Origin of the sequence: Saccharibacillus brassicae, from assembly GCF_006542275.1 — a bacterium.
Classification (GTDB): domain Bacteria; phylum Bacillota; class Bacilli; order Paenibacillales; family Paenibacillaceae; genus Saccharibacillus; species Saccharibacillus brassicae.
Genome location: NZ_CP041217.1, coordinates 4,663,772 through 4,680,675 on the forward strand (window position 1 = coordinate 4,663,772; position 16,904 = coordinate 4,680,675).

General features: G+C 55.4%; 15 protein-coding genes. 14 read left to right on the forward strand and 1 reads right to left on the reverse strand.

Going from position 1 to position 16,904, the window contains the following annotated elements:
* Positions 1-15 precede the first annotated feature (15 nt).
* A complete protein-coding gene (locus FFV09_RS19485; RefSeq protein WP_141449376.1) occupies positions 16-1,593 on the reverse strand; it encodes a YifB family Mg chelatase-like AAA ATPase in 1,578 nt (525 codons plus the stop codon).
* 240 nt (positions 1,594-1,833) lie between these two features.
* On the opposite strand from FFV09_RS19485, the gene FFV09_RS19490 reads away from it, so the two are divergent.
* From FFV09_RS19490 to FFV09_RS19555, 14 genes are all read left to right on the forward strand, one after another.
* Complete coding sequence (locus tag FFV09_RS19490; protein WP_141449377.1) at positions 1,834-2,301, forward strand: MarR family winged helix-turn-helix transcriptional regulator; 468 nt, start codon at positions 1,834-1,836, stop codon at positions 2,299-2,301.
* Positions 2,302-2,522: 221 nt separating this feature from the next.
* On the forward strand, positions 2,523-3,683 hold the full coding sequence (sucC, locus tag FFV09_RS19495) for an ADP-forming succinate--CoA ligase subunit beta (RefSeq protein ID WP_141449378.1): 1,161 nt from the start codon (positions 2,523-2,525) through the stop codon (positions 3,681-3,683).
* 142 nt (positions 3,684-3,825) lie between these two features.
* Complete coding sequence (sucD, locus tag FFV09_RS19500; protein ID WP_141449379.1) at positions 3,826-4,755, forward strand: succinate--CoA ligase subunit alpha; 930 nt, start codon at positions 3,826-3,828, stop codon at positions 4,753-4,755.
* A gap of 148 nt (positions 4,756-4,903) precedes the next feature.
* Positions 4,904-6,019 (forward strand): DNA-processing protein DprA, encoded by a 1,116-nt coding sequence (dprA, locus tag FFV09_RS19505; protein ID WP_141449380.1) that lies wholly within the window; start codon positions 4,904-4,906, stop codon positions 6,017-6,019.
* A 122-nt stretch (positions 6,020-6,141) separates the two neighbouring features.
* A complete protein-coding gene (gene topA / locus FFV09_RS19510; protein ID WP_141449381.1) occupies positions 6,142-8,241 on the forward strand; it encodes a type I DNA topoisomerase in 2,100 nt (699 codons plus the stop codon).
* Between the two features lie 17 nt (positions 8,242-8,258).
* A complete protein-coding gene (gene trmFO / locus FFV09_RS19515; RefSeq protein WP_141449382.1) occupies positions 8,259-9,593 on the forward strand; it encodes an FADH(2)-oxidizing methylenetetrahydrofolate--tRNA-(uracil(54)-C(5))-methyltransferase TrmFO in 1,335 nt (444 codons plus the stop codon).
* 27 nt (positions 9,594-9,620) lie between these two features.
* Entirely contained in the window at positions 9,621-10,160 is a 540-nt protein-coding gene (gene hslV, locus FFV09_RS19520) for an ATP-dependent protease subunit HslV (RefSeq protein WP_141450548.1), read from the forward strand.
* A 65-nt stretch (positions 10,161-10,225) separates the two neighbouring features.
* Positions 10,226-11,638, forward strand: a complete 1,413-nt coding sequence (gene hslU / locus FFV09_RS19525; protein WP_141449383.1) for an ATP-dependent protease ATPase subunit HslU — start codon at positions 10,226-10,228, stop codon at positions 11,636-11,638.
* A 384-nt stretch (positions 11,639-12,022) separates the two neighbouring features.
* Entirely contained in the window at positions 12,023-12,430 is a 408-nt protein-coding gene (gene flgB, locus FFV09_RS19530) for a flagellar basal body rod protein FlgB (RefSeq protein ID WP_141449384.1), read from the forward strand.
* A gap of 2 nt (positions 12,431-12,432) precedes the next feature.
* Complete coding sequence (flgC, locus tag FFV09_RS19535) at positions 12,433-12,885, forward strand: flagellar basal body rod protein FlgC (RefSeq protein ID WP_141449385.1); 453 nt, start codon at positions 12,433-12,435, stop codon at positions 12,883-12,885.
* 76 nt (positions 12,886-12,961) lie between these two features.
* Positions 12,962-13,276, forward strand: a complete 315-nt coding sequence (gene fliE, locus FFV09_RS19540; protein WP_141449386.1) for a flagellar hook-basal body complex protein FliE — start codon at positions 12,962-12,964, stop codon at positions 13,274-13,276.
* A 43-nt stretch (positions 13,277-13,319) separates the two neighbouring features.
* Positions 13,320-14,909, forward strand: coding sequence for a flagellar basal-body MS-ring/collar protein FliF (fliF, locus tag FFV09_RS19545; RefSeq protein ID WP_141449387.1), 1,590 nt, complete (start codon positions 13,320-13,322; stop codon positions 14,907-14,909).
* A gap of 12 nt (positions 14,910-14,921) precedes the next feature.
* Positions 14,922-15,938, forward strand: coding sequence for a flagellar motor switch protein FliG (fliG, locus tag FFV09_RS19550; RefSeq protein ID WP_141449388.1), 1,017 nt, complete (start codon positions 14,922-14,924; stop codon positions 15,936-15,938).
* Positions 15,931-16,752, forward strand: a complete 822-nt coding sequence (locus FFV09_RS19555) for a FliH/SctL family protein (protein ID WP_141449389.1) — start codon at positions 15,931-15,933, stop codon at positions 16,750-16,752. Before fliG ends, FFV09_RS19555 begins: the two co-directional genes overlap by 8 nt.
* Positions 16,753-16,904 lie beyond the last annotated feature (152 nt).

Here is a 16,904-nt window from a genome sequence, read left to right on the forward strand (position 1 = left end):
CAGAAGCTACGTCCGCTACAGCTCGGCCCCCCGCCGATCCATCTGCCGGTACTGCAGCGCTTCGGCGATATGCTCCGTGCGGATACCGGCGAAGCCTTCCAGATCGGCGATCGTCAGCGCAAGCTTCAGAATCCGGTCGCGCGAGCGCATGCTCAGTCCCAACGCGCCGATCGCGCTGTCCAGCAGCACGTTGGCTTCGCGCGGCAGAGCGGCGTATTTGCGCAGCGAAGCGCCGCTCAATTCGCTGTTCACCCGAAGACCGATTGAACGGTAGCGATTCCTTTGCCGCTCGGCGGCGTCCCGAACCTGATCGCGCAGCCGGTCGGACGAAGCGCCCGGCGTCGACAAAGACCCGGGCGGAGGCTGCGGCACTTCGACCTGCATATCGATCCGGTCGAGCAGCGGCCCGGAGATTCGGCTGCGATAGCGGGCGATCGCATGCGGCGAGCAGGTACAGGCCGATTGGCCGTCTTCGCCGCGGCCGCCGCCGCACGGGCACGGATTCATGGAGCAGGCGAGCATGAAATGCGCGGGAAACGTAAACGCGGCACGCGCGCGGCTGATCGTGACCGTCCGGTCTTCGAGCGGCTGACGGAGCACTTCGAGCGCGGTGCGGGAAAATTCCGGGAGTTCGTCGAGAAACAGAACGCCGCGATGGGCGAGGCTGACTTCGCCGGGACGGGGAATCGAACCGCCTCCCGCGAGTCCGGACGGAGAAATCGTATGATGCGGCGAGCGGAAAGGCCGCTGCGTTACCAATCCCCGGCGAACGCTGTTCAGCCGTCCGGCCGCGCTCAAAATTTTCGTCGCCTCCAGCGCTTCGGCTTCGCTCAGCGGCGTCATGATGCCCGGCAGTCGTTTGATCAGCATCGTCTTGCCCGTACCCGGGGGACCGCACAGCAAAATATTGTGCATGCCCGCCGCCGCGATCGTCAGCGCGCGCTTGGCTTGTTCCTGGCCGAGCACGTCCGCATAGTCGTCGGCGGGGTGGCTAGGGTCGGCAGCGAGAAGAGAAGGCTGTGCAGCGTGGCGCAGCCCTTCTGCGTCGAACGCATACTTCATTTCTTTGCCGGCGGCCAGCTCTTTGCGCTGCCGCTCCGGGACGAGAGCGCGCAAATGCGGCAGCGCATGCACCGCAAGTCCGCCGGCCAGCGCCGCTTCGTCCGCGTTGGCCGGCGGCACGAGAATGGCGTCGAACCCCCGGCGCCGCGCACAGTCGGCCATCGCGAGCACGCCGGGCACGGGGCGAAGCGTGCCGTCGAGCGACAATTCGCCGATTGCGACGAAGCGCCGATCTGCCGGCAGCTCCAGCTGCCCGTCGCTGAGCAGAATGCCGAGCGCAATCGCGAGATCGAGCGACGAGCCTTCTTTGCGCAGGTCGGCCGGAGCCAGATTGATGGTGACGCGGCGGTTCGGAAAGCGGAAGCCGCAGTTTTTGAGCGCCGCTTTGACACGGTCTGTCGCTTCGCGAATCGCGGAATCGGGCAGGCCGATGATCGCCGTCTGCGGCAGGCCGTTCGTAATGTCGACTTCCACTTCCACGATTACACCGTCCACGCCGTACAGGCAAGCGCTGTAACTTTTTCCATACATGGCAAAAACACCTCTTTTTCATCGGATGGCGGAATATTCCCGCTGGCCTCGAAAAAGGGTGCTTCCTCTTTTTTCGATCGATTATACAGCTTCCTTCATTGTAAACCGGCGGCCGAAGAAGTCAATATGGAGCTTTTTTTGCACAATTCGCATCAAACATATTTACAACAATCAAATTTAATGCGATTATGTTTGTAAATCAATTTCGGACATGACCGAAAAAGGAGAGGAGTGAGCACAATGGGCAAAGTCAACGAATATCCGCAGCTTCAACTGGACAACATGCTGTGCTTTTCGATTTATGCCAGCTCGCGCGAGATTACGAAAATGTATCAACCTTATCTGGAGACGCTGGGCGTCACCTATTCGCAGTATTTGGTGCTGATCGTATTGTGGGAGCAGGACGAACGGACGGTCAAGGAGCTGGGCGAAGAACTGTTCCTCGACTCCGGCACGCTGACTCCGCTGCTCAAGCGGTTGGAGAATGCAGGTTTCGTGTCACGCAACCGTTCGACCGAAGACGAGCGCAAAGTGTTTATTTCGCTGACCGACCAAGGCCGGGAACTGCGCGAAAAAGCGGCGCACATTCCGGAATGCATGTCGAGAGACCTGCATATGGACGTACCGGAATTCGTGGAACTGCTCGGCAGATTCCAGAATTTGCTGGCGCGCGCGCATGACGTAAACCGTTCTTCCTCGGGCAAATAAGCGGCAGTCAATCTGTTGAACGCCGGGTTAGAATCGATATTACCGGAGCCTTTTGGGCTCCGGTTTTTGGCATGTTGATTTTTGTCGAAAAAGACGGAATCCTTCAAATTTCAAGAAAGCGTTTCAATTTTTATCCGGAGTCGTGCTATAATGATTGAGGTTGTACTTTTTCTGCCTGGCAACCCGCCTGGTGCGAGCCAATTTGATAGGAGGATTCACAAATGAATATCCACGAATATCAAGGCAAAGAAGTTTTGCAGCAGTACGGAGTTTCCGTGCCCCGCGGCAAAGTAGCGTTCAGCGCGGCGGAAGCCGTGGACGCGGCCCGCGAGCTTGGGAGTCCAGTCGTCGTCGTAAAGGCGCAGATCCATGCGGGCGGACGAGGCAAGGCCGGAGGCGTCAAGATCGCCAAAAGTCTGGATGAAGTGCGGACCTACGCCGAAGAATTGATCGGCAAGGTACTCGTGACCCATCAGACAGGTCCGGAAGGCAAAGAAATCAAGCGTCTTCTTATCGAAGAAGGCTGCGACATCAAAAAAGAATATTATGTCGGCGTCGTCGTGGACCGGGGAACCGGAAGCGTCGTGCTGATGGCCTCGGAAGAGGGCGGTACGGAGATCGAAGAAGTGGCAGCCGCCACACCGGAGCGGATTTTCCGCGAAGTCGTCGATCCAGCCGTTGGTCTGCAGCCGTTCCAGGCACGCCGCCTGGCGTATGCGATCAACATTCCAAAAGAACTTGTGAACAAGGCAGCCAAGTTCATGATGGCGCTCTACACCGCTTTCGTGGACAAAGACTGTTCGATCGCCGAGATCAACCCTTTGGTCGTCACCGGCGACGGCGACGTCATGGCGCTGGACGCCAAGCTGAACTTCGATTCCAACTCGCTGTTCCGCCACAAAGACATTTTGGCGCTGCGCGATCTGGACGAAGAAGACGCGAAGGAAATCGCCGCTTCCAAGTTCGACCTGAGCTATATCGCCCTTGACGGCAATATCGGCTGTATGGTTAACGGAGCCGGACTGGCCATGGCCACGATGGATATTATCAAATACTACGGCGGCGAACCCGCCAACTTCCTGGACGTAGGGGGCGGTGCCACCAAGGAAAAAGTAACGGAAGCGTTCAAGATCATTTTGTCCGATCCGGAAGTCAAAGGGATCTTCATCAATATCTTCGGCGGCATCATGCGCTGCGACGTTATCGCGGACGGCGTAGTCGAAGCCGCGAAGCAGATCAAACTGGACAAACCGCTCGTTGTGCGCCTTGAAGGCACCAACGTAGACCTCGGCAAGAAGATCCTGAATGAATCGGGACTCAATATCGTATCCGCGGACTCGATGGCCGACGGGGCACAGAAGATCGTAGAGTTGGTCTCTTAATCGGATTCAGCTTGGCTAACGACAGAACGGCCAACGAATGCGGTGTGCGTACGCGGCCGGTTCTGGTTCGATGCGCAGAACCGGCCGGATCGCCGCGGCGTCAGTTTCGCAAACCGACTTTAAACGGAGGATGTGGATCGGCATGAGTATTCTGGTGGACAAACATACAAAAGTGATTACGCAGGGCATTACGGGCGAGACAGGGCTTTTCCATACGAAAGGCGCTTTGGAATACGGAACACAGATGGTTGGGGGCGTAACTCCCGGCAAAGGCGGTACCGAAGTTGAAATTCAGCTCGAAAACGGCAGCGCCGTCAAACTTCCGGTTTTCAATACGGTAAACGACGCGGTCAAAGCGACCGGCGCAACCGCAAGCGTCATCTATGTACCGCCGGCTTTTGCCGCGGACTCGATCCTGGAAGCGGTAGACGCGGAGCTTGATCTCGTCATCTGCATCACGGAAGGCATTCCGGTGCTGGACATGGTCAAGGTCAAGCGCTACATGGAAGGCAAAAAGACGATTCTGATCGGACCTAACTGTCCGGGCGTCATTACGCCTGACGCTTGCAAAATCGGCATCATGCCGGGCTATATTCACAAAGCCGGCAAAGTCGGCGTCGTATCCCGAAGCGGAACGCTGACGTACGAAGCCGTGCACCAGCTGACGACGCGCGGCATCGGCCAGTCGACTGCGGTCGGCATCGGCGGAGACCCGGTCAAAGGTTCGGAGTTCATCGACATCCTGAAGATGTTCAACGAAGACGAAGGCACGCAGGCCGTCGTCATGATCGGCGAAATCGGCGGCACGGCCGAAGAAGAAGCGGCCGAGTGGGTCAAAGCCAACATGACGAAGCCGGTCGTCGGCTTTATCGGCGGTGCCACGGCGCCTGAAGGCAAACGCATGGGCCATGCCGGCGCGATCATCTCGGGCGGCAAAGGCACGGCAGCCGAAAAAATCGCCAAGTTGGAAGAGTGCGGCATTCGCGTCGCTCCGACTCCGGCGGAAATGGGCGCTACGCTCGTAGCTGTGCTCGAAGAGCGCGGCGTGCTGGAGACGTTCACGGCGGGTTGATTTCCGGTTTCTTTTCTGGCACAATAACGAAAAGAAACTTAATCGGATAAGCAAAACCGACGAGGCAGGCAGCCTTTCTTTCCCTATGGGAAGAAAGGCTGCCTTTTCGCGTTTGCCGCTTGTTCGCAAAAAGGAGCGGGTAATCTCTATGACGCGACAACGACTGCCTGAAGCCCTCTGGCTGCTGGCACTGCACGAAACGAAAGGCATCGGTTGGCACCGTTTGTACGGATTGATCAAGATCGTATCGGAGCGGCGCATTCCGTATTCGCGGCTGTTCGAGCTGACCGAGCAGGAGTGGACGGCTCTGGGCGCGGAACCGAAATCGGCCGCGGCGGCCTCACGCCTGAATATCGCGCAGGCGTTCGAACGGGCGGAGCAGCTGCGCAAGCTTGGCATCGAACCGATTTCTTTTTACGACGACGAGTATCCTACTCTAATGAAGGAAACCGCCAAACCGCCCTGGCTGCTGTATACGATCGGACGCCGCGAGCTGCTGAACGAATTTGGCATCGCGATCGTCGGTACGAGAACGCCTACTTCCTACGGCCGCGTCGTCTGCGAACGGATCGCCGGAGCTCTGGCGGAACGAGGCATATGCCTGGTGAGCGGCATGGCACGGGGCATCGACGGATACGCCCACCGGGAAACGCTCAAGCGAGGAGGAACTACGATCGCGGTGCTCGGAGCAGGGGTGGACGTGCCTTATCCGCCGGAACATCGGCAGCTGCACCGGGAGATCGCCGAGCAGGGCTTGCTGGTGTCGGAGTTTCCTCCCGGTACGCGGCCGGTGCCGGGCTTGTTCCCGCTGCGCAACCGGATTATCGCCGGTTTGTGTCGCGGCGTGCTGATCGTCGAAGCGGCGCAGAGAAGCGGTTCGCTGATCACGGCGGATTATGCGCTCGAATGCAACCGCGACGTGTTCGCCGTGCCGGGGCCGGTCACTTCGCCGAAAAGCGCGGGAACATTCGAACTGATCAAAAACGGGGCGAAGCCCTGCGCAAGCGCGGAAGATATTTTGGAAGCGTACGGCGATTGCTTCGCTCCCCTGCCCCAAAGCGCTGCAAAAAAAGAGGGACATGAAAAATTGACAAAAGAGGAGCGGAAGATATACGTTATATTGGAGCAAGGGGATGCAAGCATCGACGAACTGCAGCGGAAGACCTCCTGGGAGTTTGGACTTTTACATTCCGTTCTGCTATCTTTAATCATAAAAAGCCAGGTGAAGTCGCTCTCCGGCGCCATTTACACGTGGATCGGATAAGCGATTCGTCGACCCCCACTTTCGATCCAGTTCCAGTCAAGGCACACAATCAACGATAGACGCGGTCCAGGGCAAGGGGCCCATAAAGCCGCGCTCGCACAACCTGAGAGGAGGACGAACCTATGGCTGATGCGCTAGTCATCGTGGAATCGCCCGCAAAGGCGAAAACGATAGGCAAATACCTAGGCAGCAAATTTATCGTCAAAGCGTCCATGGGCCATATTCGGGATCTTCCGAAAAGCCAGATCGGCGTCGAAGTCGACAACGAATTCAATCCGAAATATATTACGATTCGCGGTAAAGGCTCGATCCTGAAAGAATTGAAAGACGCCAGCAAAAAAGTAAAAAAAGTGTATCTCGCGGCCGACCCCGATCGCGAAGGGGAAGCGATTGCTTGGCACTTGGCGCATGCGCTCAATATCGACAACGTGCAGGACTGCCGCGTCGTGTTCAACGAAATTACGAAGCAGGCGGTCAAGGATGCGTTCAAGACGCCGCGTCCGATCAACATGGATCTGGTCAATGCCCAGCAGGCGCGCCGCATTCTCGATCGGCTGGTCGGCTACAAGATCAGTCCGCTGCTGTGGAAAAAAGTCAAAAAAGGACTGTCCGCGGGACGCGTACAATCGGTTGCCGTCAAACTGATCATCGACCGCGAGAACGAAATTTCCGAGTTCCTGCCCGAAGAATACTGGAGCATTACGGCTCGCCTTGCTGTCAAAGGCAACGAATTCGAAGCCAAGTTCCACCAACTGAACGGCAGCAAAAAAGAGCTCGGCAGCGAACAGGACGTCCAGGAAGTGCTGGCCGCTTTTGAAGGAAAAGATTTTGTCGTAAGCGAAGTCAAAGAAAGAGAACGCCAGCGTCATCCGTCTCCTCCATTCACGACAAGCTCGCTGCAGCAGGAAGCCGCGCGCAAGCTCAATTTCCGCGCAGCGAAGACGATGTCGGTCGCTCAGCAGCTGTATGAAGGTATCGATCTCGGCAAAGAAGGCACGGTCGGCTTGATTACGTACATGCGTACCGACTCGACTCGGGTCGCCGCCAGCGCCCAGGAAGAAGCCAAAGCTTTTATCGGCGAACGTTACGGCACCGAATTCTCGCCGGAGACGCCGCGCCAATATTCCAAAAAATCCGCGGGTTCGCAGGATGCCCACGAAGCGGTTCGTCCGACTTCGATGGAACGCGATCCGGAATCGGTCAAAGCGGTCATGAGCCGCGACCAGTTCCGTCTGTACAAGCTGATCTGGGAACGTTTCGTTGCCAGCCAGATGTCTTCGGCCGTGCTCGATACGCTGTCCGTGGACATCGCAGCCGGCGACACCACTTTCCGGGCGGTCGGATCGAAAGTCCGGTTCCAGGGTTTCATGAAAGTGTATGTGGAAGGCAACGACGACGGAAGCGTGGAAGAAGACAAGTTCCTGCCGGCGCTCGTCAAGGGCGACAAGCTTGAACACAAAAACACCGAACCGAAGCAGCATTTCACGCAGCCGCCTCCGCGTTATACGGAAGCCCGTCTCGTGAAGACGCTCGAAGAACTCGGAATCGGACGCCCGAGTACGTATGCGCCGACATTGGAGACGATCCAAAAGCGCGGATACGTGGCGATCGAAGAAAAGAAGTTCATGCCGACCGAGCTCGGGGAATTGATCAACGAACAGATGGAACAGTTTTTCCCGGAGATTCTCGATGCCGAGTTCACGGCGCATATGGAAGAAAGCCTCGACCATGTGGAAGAAGGCGAAGAACAGTGGGTCCGCGTGTTGAGAGAGTTTTACGACACGTTCGAGAAACGTCTCGAATTCGCGGAAGAAGAAATGAAAGAAATCGAAATCCAGGACGAAGTTTCGGACGAAGTATGCGACAAATGCGGCAAGCCGATGGTGTACAAAATGGGCCGGTTCGGCAAATTCCTGGCTTGTTCCGGGTTCCCGGACTGCCGCAATACCCGTCCGATCGTCAAAAATATCGGCGTGACCTGTCCGAAATGCAAAGAAGGGCATGTCGTCGAGCGCCGCAGCAAAAAAGGGCGTATCTTCTACGGATGCGACCAGTATCCGGAATGCGACTTCGTTTCGTGGGACCGTCCGTCGCCGAAGCCTTGTCCGGTATGCAGCTCGCTGATGGTCGAAAAACGCAGCAAACAGGGAACGAAGCTTCAATGCACGTCGTGCGATCATACGGAACTGCTGGAAGACAGCGAAGACGCAGCGGAAGTTTAATATAGGGGGAACATGAAGTGAGCAGCAATCAAAGAGTAACGGTAATCGGAGCGGGACTGGCGGGAAGCGAGGCGGCTTGGCAGATCGCCAGCCGCGGCGTTCCGGTCACGCTCTACGAGATGCGGCCGAAAGTCAAAACGCCGGCCCATCACACGTCGTATTTTGCGGAACTGGTATGCAGCAATTCGCTGCGCGCAAACGGCTTTACGGGAGCGGTCGGCGTGCTGAAGGAAGAAATGCGCCGGCTCGATTCGCTCGTAATCGGCAAAGCGGATGCCAGCGCCGTACCGGCGGGCGGAGCGCTTGCCGTCGACCGGGACCTGTTCTCGGGCGGCATCACGCAGGCGCTCAAAGAACATCCGCTCGTCGACGTGCGCGAAGAAGAAGTGACGGAGATTCCCGAAGACGGCATTACGATCATTGCCACGGGTCCGCTCACTTCCCCGGCACTGTCCGAACAGATCAAAAGCTTCATGGGCGAAGAATATTTCTACTTCTACGATGCGGCGGCTCCGATTATCGAGAAAGATTCGATCGATATGGATAAAGTCTACCTCGCTTCCCGCTACGACAAGGGCGAAGCGGCGTACCTGAACTGCCCGATGACCGAAGAGGAGTTCGATCGTTTCTACGAAGCGCTGATCGCGGCGGAAACCGCGGAACTCAAAGAGTTCGAAAAAGAAATTTATTTCGAAGGCTGTATGCCGATCGAAGTCATGATGCAAAGAGGCCGCCAGACCGCGCTGTTCGGTCCGATGAAACCGGTCGGCCTGCCGGACCCGCGCACGGGCAAAAATCCGTTCGCTGTCGTGCAGCTGCGCCAGGACAACGCGGCCGGCACGCTGTACAATCTGGTCGGCTTCCAGACGCATCTGAAATGGGGCGAGCAGAAGCGGGTGTTCCAGATGATTCCGGGCCTCGAGAACGTCGATATCGTCCGCTACGGCGTCATGCACCGCAATACGTTCATCAATTCGCCCAAGCTGCTTGAGCCGACCTACCAGTGCAAGAACAAGTCGAACCTGTTCTTCGCCGGGCAGATGACCGGCGTGGAAGGGTATGTCGAATCGGCCGCATCGGGCCTGATCGCCGGTATCAACGCCGCGCATCTGGCGCTCGGACGCGAACCGATCGTTTTCCCCGAAGCGACGACGCTCGGAGGCATGGCCCGTTATATCACGACGGCCGATCCGAACCATTTCCAGCCGATGAACGCCAATTTCGGCCTGCTGCCGAAACCGGAACAGAAGATCCGCAACAAAAAAGAAAAAAACGAAGCTCTGGCCATGCGCGCGTTGGATGCGTTGACGGCTTTCACGGCGGAACACGCGCTGAATCCCGTTCGCAGCTGACCGCCCTATCCGGAGAGGAGGATCATGATGGAAATTTCTTTTCACGCGACGACGATTTGCGCCGTGCGCAAAAACGGCAAGTCGGCCATAGCCGGCGACGGCCAGGTCACGATGGGACAGAACGTGATCATGAAGCAGCACGCGAAAAAGGTACGCCGGTTGTACCGCGGACAGGTTTTGGCCGGATTTGCCGGTTCTGTCGGCGACGCCATTACCCTGTTCGAGAAGTTCGAAGCCAAGCTTGAAGAACATCAGGGCAATCTCCAGCGCGCCGCGGTGGAGCTGGTGAAGGAATGGCGGACCGATCAGATGCTGCGCAAGCTGGAAGCGCTGATGATCGTCATGGACAAAGACGGCATGCTGTTGATTTCCGGCAACGGCGAAATCATCGAACCGGACGACGACATTATCGCGATCGGTTCGGGCGGCAATTTTGCTCTGTCGGCCGCGCGCGCACTCAAACGCCACGCGGAGCTCGAAGCGAAAGAGATCGCCGAAGCTTCGCTGCGGATTGCCGCTGAAATTTGCGTTTATACGAACGACAACATTATCGTCGAAGAACTTTAACGCCAATTACGGGCCGTGGGTCGTGCGCGAACGGCGAACACGCCTTAAAAGTGGAGGGTATGGCCATGAAAAACGAAGCCCTGACACCGCGGGAAATCGTAGCGGAGCTGGACAAGTATATCGTAGGACAGAAGAAGGCCAAGCGTTCGGTAGCCGTTGCCCTGCGCAATCGTTATCGCCGCAGCCTGCTTCCCGAAGAAACGCGCGACGAAGTCGTGCCGAAAAACATCCTGATGATCGGACCGACCGGCGTCGGCAAGACGGAAATCGCGCGTCGGCTGGCCAAATTGGTCGGCGCGCCGTTCATCAAGGTGGAAGCGACCAAGTTTACCGAAGTCGGTTACGTCGGCCGCGACGTCGAAGCGATGATCCGCGATTTGGTGGACACCTCGATTCGCATGGTCAAAGCCGAGCGGACAGAAAAAGTCAAAGACCGCGCGGAAGAAATGGCGAATGAGCGGATCGTCGAAATTTTGGAGCCGGCTTCCAAATCGTCGACTTCGCAGCGCAATCCGTTCGAAATGCTGTTCGGCGGCGCACAGGGCAAGACGCCCGAGCCGGAACCGGAAAAAACCCGCTACGAAGAAGGCAGCCTCAGCGAACGCCGCCGCAAAGTGCGGTTCGATCTGCTGGCCGGCAAGCTCGAAGAGCAGGTGATCGAAATCGACGTCGAAGACGCGATGCCGAACATGTTCGACATGCTCGCCGGGCAGGGCGGCAACGACCAGATGGGCATGAACATTCAGGAGATGCTCGGCAATTTCCTGCCCAAGCGGAGCAAGCGCCGCAAGCTGCCGATTCGCGAAGCGCGCAAAGCGTTGATCCAGGAAGAAGCGTCCAAGCTGATCGATATGGACGACGTGAACCAGGAAGCGGTGCGCCGCGCCGAACAGGCTGGCATCATCTTTATCGACGAAATCGACAAAGTGGCCGGCGCGGGCCGCGGTCACGGACCCGACGTCTCGCGCGAAGGCGTGCAGCGGGATATTCTTCCCATTGTCGAAGGATCGACGATCGTCACGAAATACGGTCCGGTCAAAACCGATTATATTTTGTTTATCGCGGCCGGCGCTTTCCACGTGGCGAAGCCTTCGGATCTGATTCCCGAACTTCAGGGCCGTTTTCCGATCCGGGTCGAGCTGGAGAGCTTGACGCTGGAAGACTTTATCGCCATTTTGACCGAACCGCAAAACGCGCTCACCAAACAGTATGTGGACCTGCTGCGCACCGAAAACATCGATATCGGATTTTCCGAGGAAGCGATTCGCGAAATCGCGAGCATCGCCGCTTCGGTCAACCAGAATACCGAAAATATCGGAGCCCGCCGTCTGCATACCATTTTGGAAAAGCTGCTTGAAGACCTTTCCTTCGAAGCGCCGGAGCTGAATTTGGAACAAATGACGATTACCCCGGAATACGTACGTGAAAAACTTTCGGATATCGCCAAAGACCGCGACTTGAGCCAGTACATTCTCTAAAGGTTTCGACCTTACTTGATTCCATGGGGAATATGGAAAAATACGGAGAAAATCAGGACGCAAAAGCGATTTTCACCGTGTAAGCATATTCATTTTTTACGTCAAATTGATGAATGTAAGAAAGATATCCATATAAGAAAAAGCCCTGTCTTTCAACTGCGGAAAGATAGGGCTTTTTTCTCATTGTTTTATAGGCCCAACTCGAAGAAACTTAGATTAGATAATATGTAGGTTGCGGCGGAGCCTGTAGGACGGAATTTGCGAAAAAAGCTAGAGTTTATCGTAAAGATCAGGTGCAGCTCAAAAAAAAGAATAGTGCAGTCGAATTTAATTTTGTATAATTTATAAAGTGCACAAGCTTTATTAACTAAAGGAGTGGAATCGATGAACATTTTGAACGATACCGGCTTTACCCGCCTGCGCAGCGCAATCGATGCTTCAAACACGAGACAGCAGGTCATTTCCAACAACGTGGCGAATGCGGACACGCCGTATTTCAAACGTTCCGAGGTCTCTTTCGAGAGCCTGCTTCAGTCGGAAATGAACGGTGTAAGTTCGATTAAGGGCCGGATGACGAACGCTCGTCATATCGAAATCGGTTCTGCCGGTTCCATTCCGACCGCACGCATCACAAGCGACAAGAGCACGGCCATGAACAACAACAAAAACAATGTCGATATCGACACCGAGATGACGAGCCTGGCCGAAAATCAGCTGCGCTATAACACGTACATCGAAGAGGTCAATCACCAGATCAAAATGATGCGCACAGCGCTGGGAGGCAATGGATAACGATGAGAATCAGCAGCGGATTTGACGTTAGCGCTTCGGCCCTTACGGCCCAACGGCTTCGCATGGACGTCATCTCGTCCAATATTGCGAACGCCGATACGACAAGAGCCCAGGTCGTCGACGGCCAGGCTCAAGCTTATCGCCGCAAAGTGACGGTGCTTTCCGAAAATAACCAGACTCCGTTCTCCCAGACCCTTAACGCGGCGATGAAAGGCAAAAGCTCGGCAAGCGGCGTCAAAGTCACAGGAATCCAGGAAGATCAAGAGCCGTTCAAACTGGTCTACAACCCGACTCACCCGGACGCGAACGGCGACGGCTACGTCCAGATGCCGAACGTCGACATCGCGAAGGAAATGGTGGACATGATCTCGGCGACGCGCTCCTACGAAGCGAACGTCACGGCGTTGAACGCAACGAAGTCGATGCTGATGAAGGCGATGCAAATCGGCAAGTAATTCCGGTTAGCGCTTGAACAGACACCACAGACAAATCACGGACGCTTAAGCGGACCGATCGGAAAGGGAGATTGCGATGATTCAAAACCATATGTTCAACCCGGTTCAAATGGCGAACCGTGCCGTGTCTAACCTTCAGGACAAGACGGCCGAGGCTACCCCGCAAGAAACGATGCAAAACTTCGGCAATTATCTGCAGGACGCTCTGCAAGGAGTATCCAATATGGAGAAAACGGCAGATGAGACCGGGAAGCAATTCATGCTTGGACAAGCGAGTGTGGACCAAGTGATGATTACGGGCGAACAAGCCCTTCTTGGACTTCAGATGACTTCGCAAGTGCGCAACAAAGTAATCGAAGCTTACCAGGAAATCATGCGGACACAACTGTAAAAAAAAGCGAGCCAAGTATAATGCTGCGTAGTGGGGTGAAAATGTGAATGAAAGATTGACCCGAATCAGGGATTCGATTTTGGGTTATTGGAATCGACTTAGCAAAACCCAAAAGGCGCTGTTGGTCTCGACCGTTGCCATCACGCTGCTGACGATCGTGATTCTGACCATGCAGTTTTCAAAGACGGAATACGAAGTTGCTTTTCAGGACATGAACGGCGAAGACGCGGCTGCGGCCATGACTTATCTGGATTCCGCCGCCATTCCGTATAAATTGAGCGCAGACGGCAAGAGTTTGTCGGTACCGAGTACCAATGCCGCGAGAGTCAGAGTGGACGTGGCTTCGCAGGGCATTATTCAGAACGGCTCGATCGGCTTCAACAAAATGTTCGGCACGACGACTTCCGCACTCGGAATGACCGAGAACGAGTTTAACGTAAAGTACAAAAGCGCATTGAACGGCGAAATCGAATCGATGCTCAAAATGATGAGCGGGGTCGAGACGGCGCGGGTACTTATTAACCTGCCCGAAGAAAGCCTTTTTGCCAGCAGCGAGAATCAAGATCAAGCTTCGGCTTCGGTCGTGATGACTTTCAAGCCCGGTTTCCGGCCGAGCCAGGAAGTGATTGACGGCTATTTCAATCTCGTCAAGACTTCGGTTCCGAATTTGCCGATCGACAATATCACGATTACGAGCGATAATGCCGAACTTTACGCTTCCAACGCGGGCAACGGTTTTGGAGCCGGTTCCGCAGGGGCGATACAGGATAACCTGGCAATTCAGCGCAAGTATGAGAGCGATATCGAGAAAAGCGTGAAGATGTTCCTGGGGAGTATGGTAGGAGCGGATCGGGTTAATGTACTCGTCGCTTCGAAGTTGAACTTCGATCAGGTGAATTCGACCGAAAACAGATACGAACCGGTCGACGTGGAAAATATGCGGGGCATCGAAATCAGCGTGCAGGACGTTCAGGAGAGTTATACCGGAGCGGGAGCCGCGGACGGCGGCGTAGCGGGAACGGGAACGGAAGCCGTGCCGACGTATCCGGGCGATACAAGCGCCGGACAATCGACGTCTGAAAGCTCCAACAAAATCGTGAATTACCAAGTCAATCAAATCACGAAAGAAATCGTTCAGAGCCCGTACATCGTAAAGGACTTAACCATCAACGTAGCGATTGAACCGCCTGAAGGCTCGACGGAGTTAGATAGGACTGTTACAAAAAATGTTACAGATATTCTCGTTAACATCATCGGTGCTTCGCTTGCCGACTCGGGAACGACTTACAATGAGACGGAGCTTGGGCAAAAAGTCGCCGTATTTTCTACCCCGCCATCCGCTGCAACGGCAGCGGCCGACACGGGCATCTCCAGAACGCTTCTGTGGAGCATCATCGGCGGATTGGCTTTACTGCTTGCCGCAGCCGTTTTCCTGGTACTGCGTCGCAGAAGAAAAAATCGCGAAGAAGAACTGCTCGAAGAAATGGCGCTTCCGACGCCGGCCGAAATGCCGTCCATCAGTTTTGAGACGGTTAACGGAGAAAGCCAGACGCGCAAGCAGCTCGAATCGCTCGCCAAAAAGAAACCGGACGAATTTGTCAATCTGCTGCGCACATGGCTAGCCGATGAATAGGAGTGAATAAGTGTGGCCAAAGCAAGCGCGCAAACGTTGAGCGGAAGACAGAAAGCTGCCATTCTGCTCATCTCTCTCGGGCCGGAAGTTTCGGCTCAGATCTTCAAGCATCTGCGCGATGAAGAAATCGAGCAGCTGACGCTCGAAATCGCCAACGTGCGAAAAGTGGACAGCTCGGAAAAAGATTCGGTACTTGCCGAGTTCCACCAAATTTGCCTGGCCCAGGAATACATTTCGCAGGGCGGCATCAACTACGCAAAAGAGATTCTTCAAAAAGCGCTCGGCGAACAGAAAGCGCTTGAAGTCATCAATCGACTGACGGCCACTTTGCAGGTCCGTCCTTTCGACTTTGCGCGCAAAGCCGATCCGAGCCAGATTTTGAACTTTATCCAAAACGAAAATCCACAGACGATCGCGCTTGTGCTCTCGTATCTGCAGTTCGAGCAGGCGTCGGTGATCTTGTCTTCGCTGCCTCAGGAGAAACAAGCCGAAGTCGCGCGGCGGATCGCCATGATGGACAGCACTTCGCCGGAAGTTATCGCCCAGGTAGAACGCATACTGGAACAAAAGCTGTCTTCGACGGTTACGCAGGATTTTGCGACGGCAGGCGGTATCGAATCGATCGTTTCGATTTTGAACGGCGTCGACCGAGGAACGGAACGGACGATTCTCGACTCGCTCGAAATCCAGGATCCGGAACTGGCAGAAGAAATCAAGAAAAGAATGTTCGTGTTCGAAGATATCGTCAATATCGACGATCGTTCCATTCAGCGGATTATCCGCGATGTCGAAAATGCCGATCTTCAGCTCGCGCTCAAGGTCGCCAGCGAAGAAGTTCGCGAAGTCGTATTCAAAAACATGTCCAAACGGATGGCGGATACGTTCCGGGAAGAAATGGAATTCATGGGGCCTGTACGGCTTCGTGACGTGGAAGAAGCCCAGACTCGTATCGTAACGATTATCCGTAAGCTGGAAGAAGCGGGCGAGATCATCATCGCACGCGGCGGAGGAGATGATATCATTGTCTAACCTCATTAAATCTTCGCAGTACGTGCCAAAAGAAGACTTTGTCAAGCTTGATCTGCATCGGCATTATGCCTCCAAGCAGGAAATCGACGGCCATGAGGACGAACCGAGGCTTCCGCTTGCGGATCAGCAGACGGTTGTCCTCAAAGACGAAATGATTCGGGATGCGAAAGAATTCGCGGAATTTCAAATTCGGGAATCCGCCGAACAAGCCGAACGCATGCTTGCCGAAGCGCAGCAGCAGATTGATCTCTGGTGGCAGGAAAAGCGCGAGCAGGACGAGCATTTGGTGGAAGCGGTCAAATCGCAGGGGTTCCGCGAAGGTTATGAGGAAGGCAGAGCACAGGCGGAAGCGGAGCTTGCCGTTCAAATCCGCGAAGCGGCCGAAGAAGTGCAGGCGTTGATCGAGGAAGCGGTTCGGACCAAAGAAGAAATCATTCAGGAAGCCGAACCTTTTCTCGTCAGTCTGAGTTCGGCGATTGCCGAAAAAATTATCGATCGCAAGCTGGAGCAGGACGAAGCTTTGACCATTTCGCTGATCCGCCAGACGCTTTCGCGCAAAAGGGAGCAGGGCACCATTACGCTTTGTGTGGCGCCGTCGCAGTTTTCCCTGATCAACTCCGCGCGTGAAGAGCTTGCTATGTCGATTGATTCGCAGGCCGAGCTGCAAATTTTGCCCGATTCGACCGTCAAAGACCGCGGCTGCGTGATTCGATCGAACTTCGGAAGCGTCGATGCCAGAATTGATACCCAACTGACCGAAATCAAACGCGAATTGCTGAGAATGGCGCTGCACGAAGAAGCTTCCGGTTCCTGATTGGCGGGCTGGACCTCCTAGTCGGACATAATCCTATAGGAACTCAGGTAACTTGCCGGGTTTTTTTAAAATGCGGAAATAGCACTTTTTAGCCTTAGAGGTTTTTTCGGAACGATGTACAATGATAAGTGTAAAGCGAACGACGGCGCGGA

Excerpts from the sequence above, each read along its gene's own strand:
- hslV (WP_141450548.1), top strand. The coding sequence starts at position 9,621 with ATGGAAATTTCTTTTCACGCGACGACGATTTGCGCCGTGCGCAAAAAC.
- sucD (WP_141449379.1), top strand. The coding sequence starts at position 3,826 with ATGAGTATTCTGGTGGACAAACATACAAAAGTGATTACGCAGGGCATT.
- topA (WP_141449381.1), top strand. The coding sequence starts at position 6,142 with ATGGCTGATGCGCTAGTCATCGTGGAATCGCCCGCAAAGGCGAAAACG.
- fliE (WP_141449386.1), top strand. The coding sequence starts at position 12,962 with ATGATTCAAAACCATATGTTCAACCCGGTTCAAATGGCGAACCGTGCC.
- flgB (WP_141449384.1), top strand. The coding sequence starts at position 12,023 with ATGAACATTTTGAACGATACCGGCTTTACCCGCCTGCGCAGCGCAATC.
- flgC (WP_141449385.1), top strand. The coding sequence starts at position 12,433 with ATGAGAATCAGCAGCGGATTTGACGTTAGCGCTTCGGCCCTTACGGCC.
- sucC (WP_141449378.1), top strand. The coding sequence starts at position 2,523 with ATGAATATCCACGAATATCAAGGCAAAGAAGTTTTGCAGCAGTACGGA.
- dprA (WP_141449380.1), top strand. The coding sequence starts at position 4,904 with ATGACGCGACAACGACTGCCTGAAGCCCTCTGGCTGCTGGCACTGCAC.
- FFV09_RS19485 (WP_141449376.1), bottom strand. The coding sequence starts at position 1,593 with ATGTATGGAAAAAGTTACAGCGCTTGCCTGTACGGCGTGGACGGTGTA.
- hslU (WP_141449383.1), top strand. The coding sequence starts at position 10,226 with ATGAAAAACGAAGCCCTGACACCGCGGGAAATCGTAGCGGAGCTGGAC.
- FFV09_RS19490 (WP_141449377.1), top strand. The coding sequence starts at position 1,834 with ATGGGCAAAGTCAACGAATATCCGCAGCTTCAACTGGACAACATGCTG.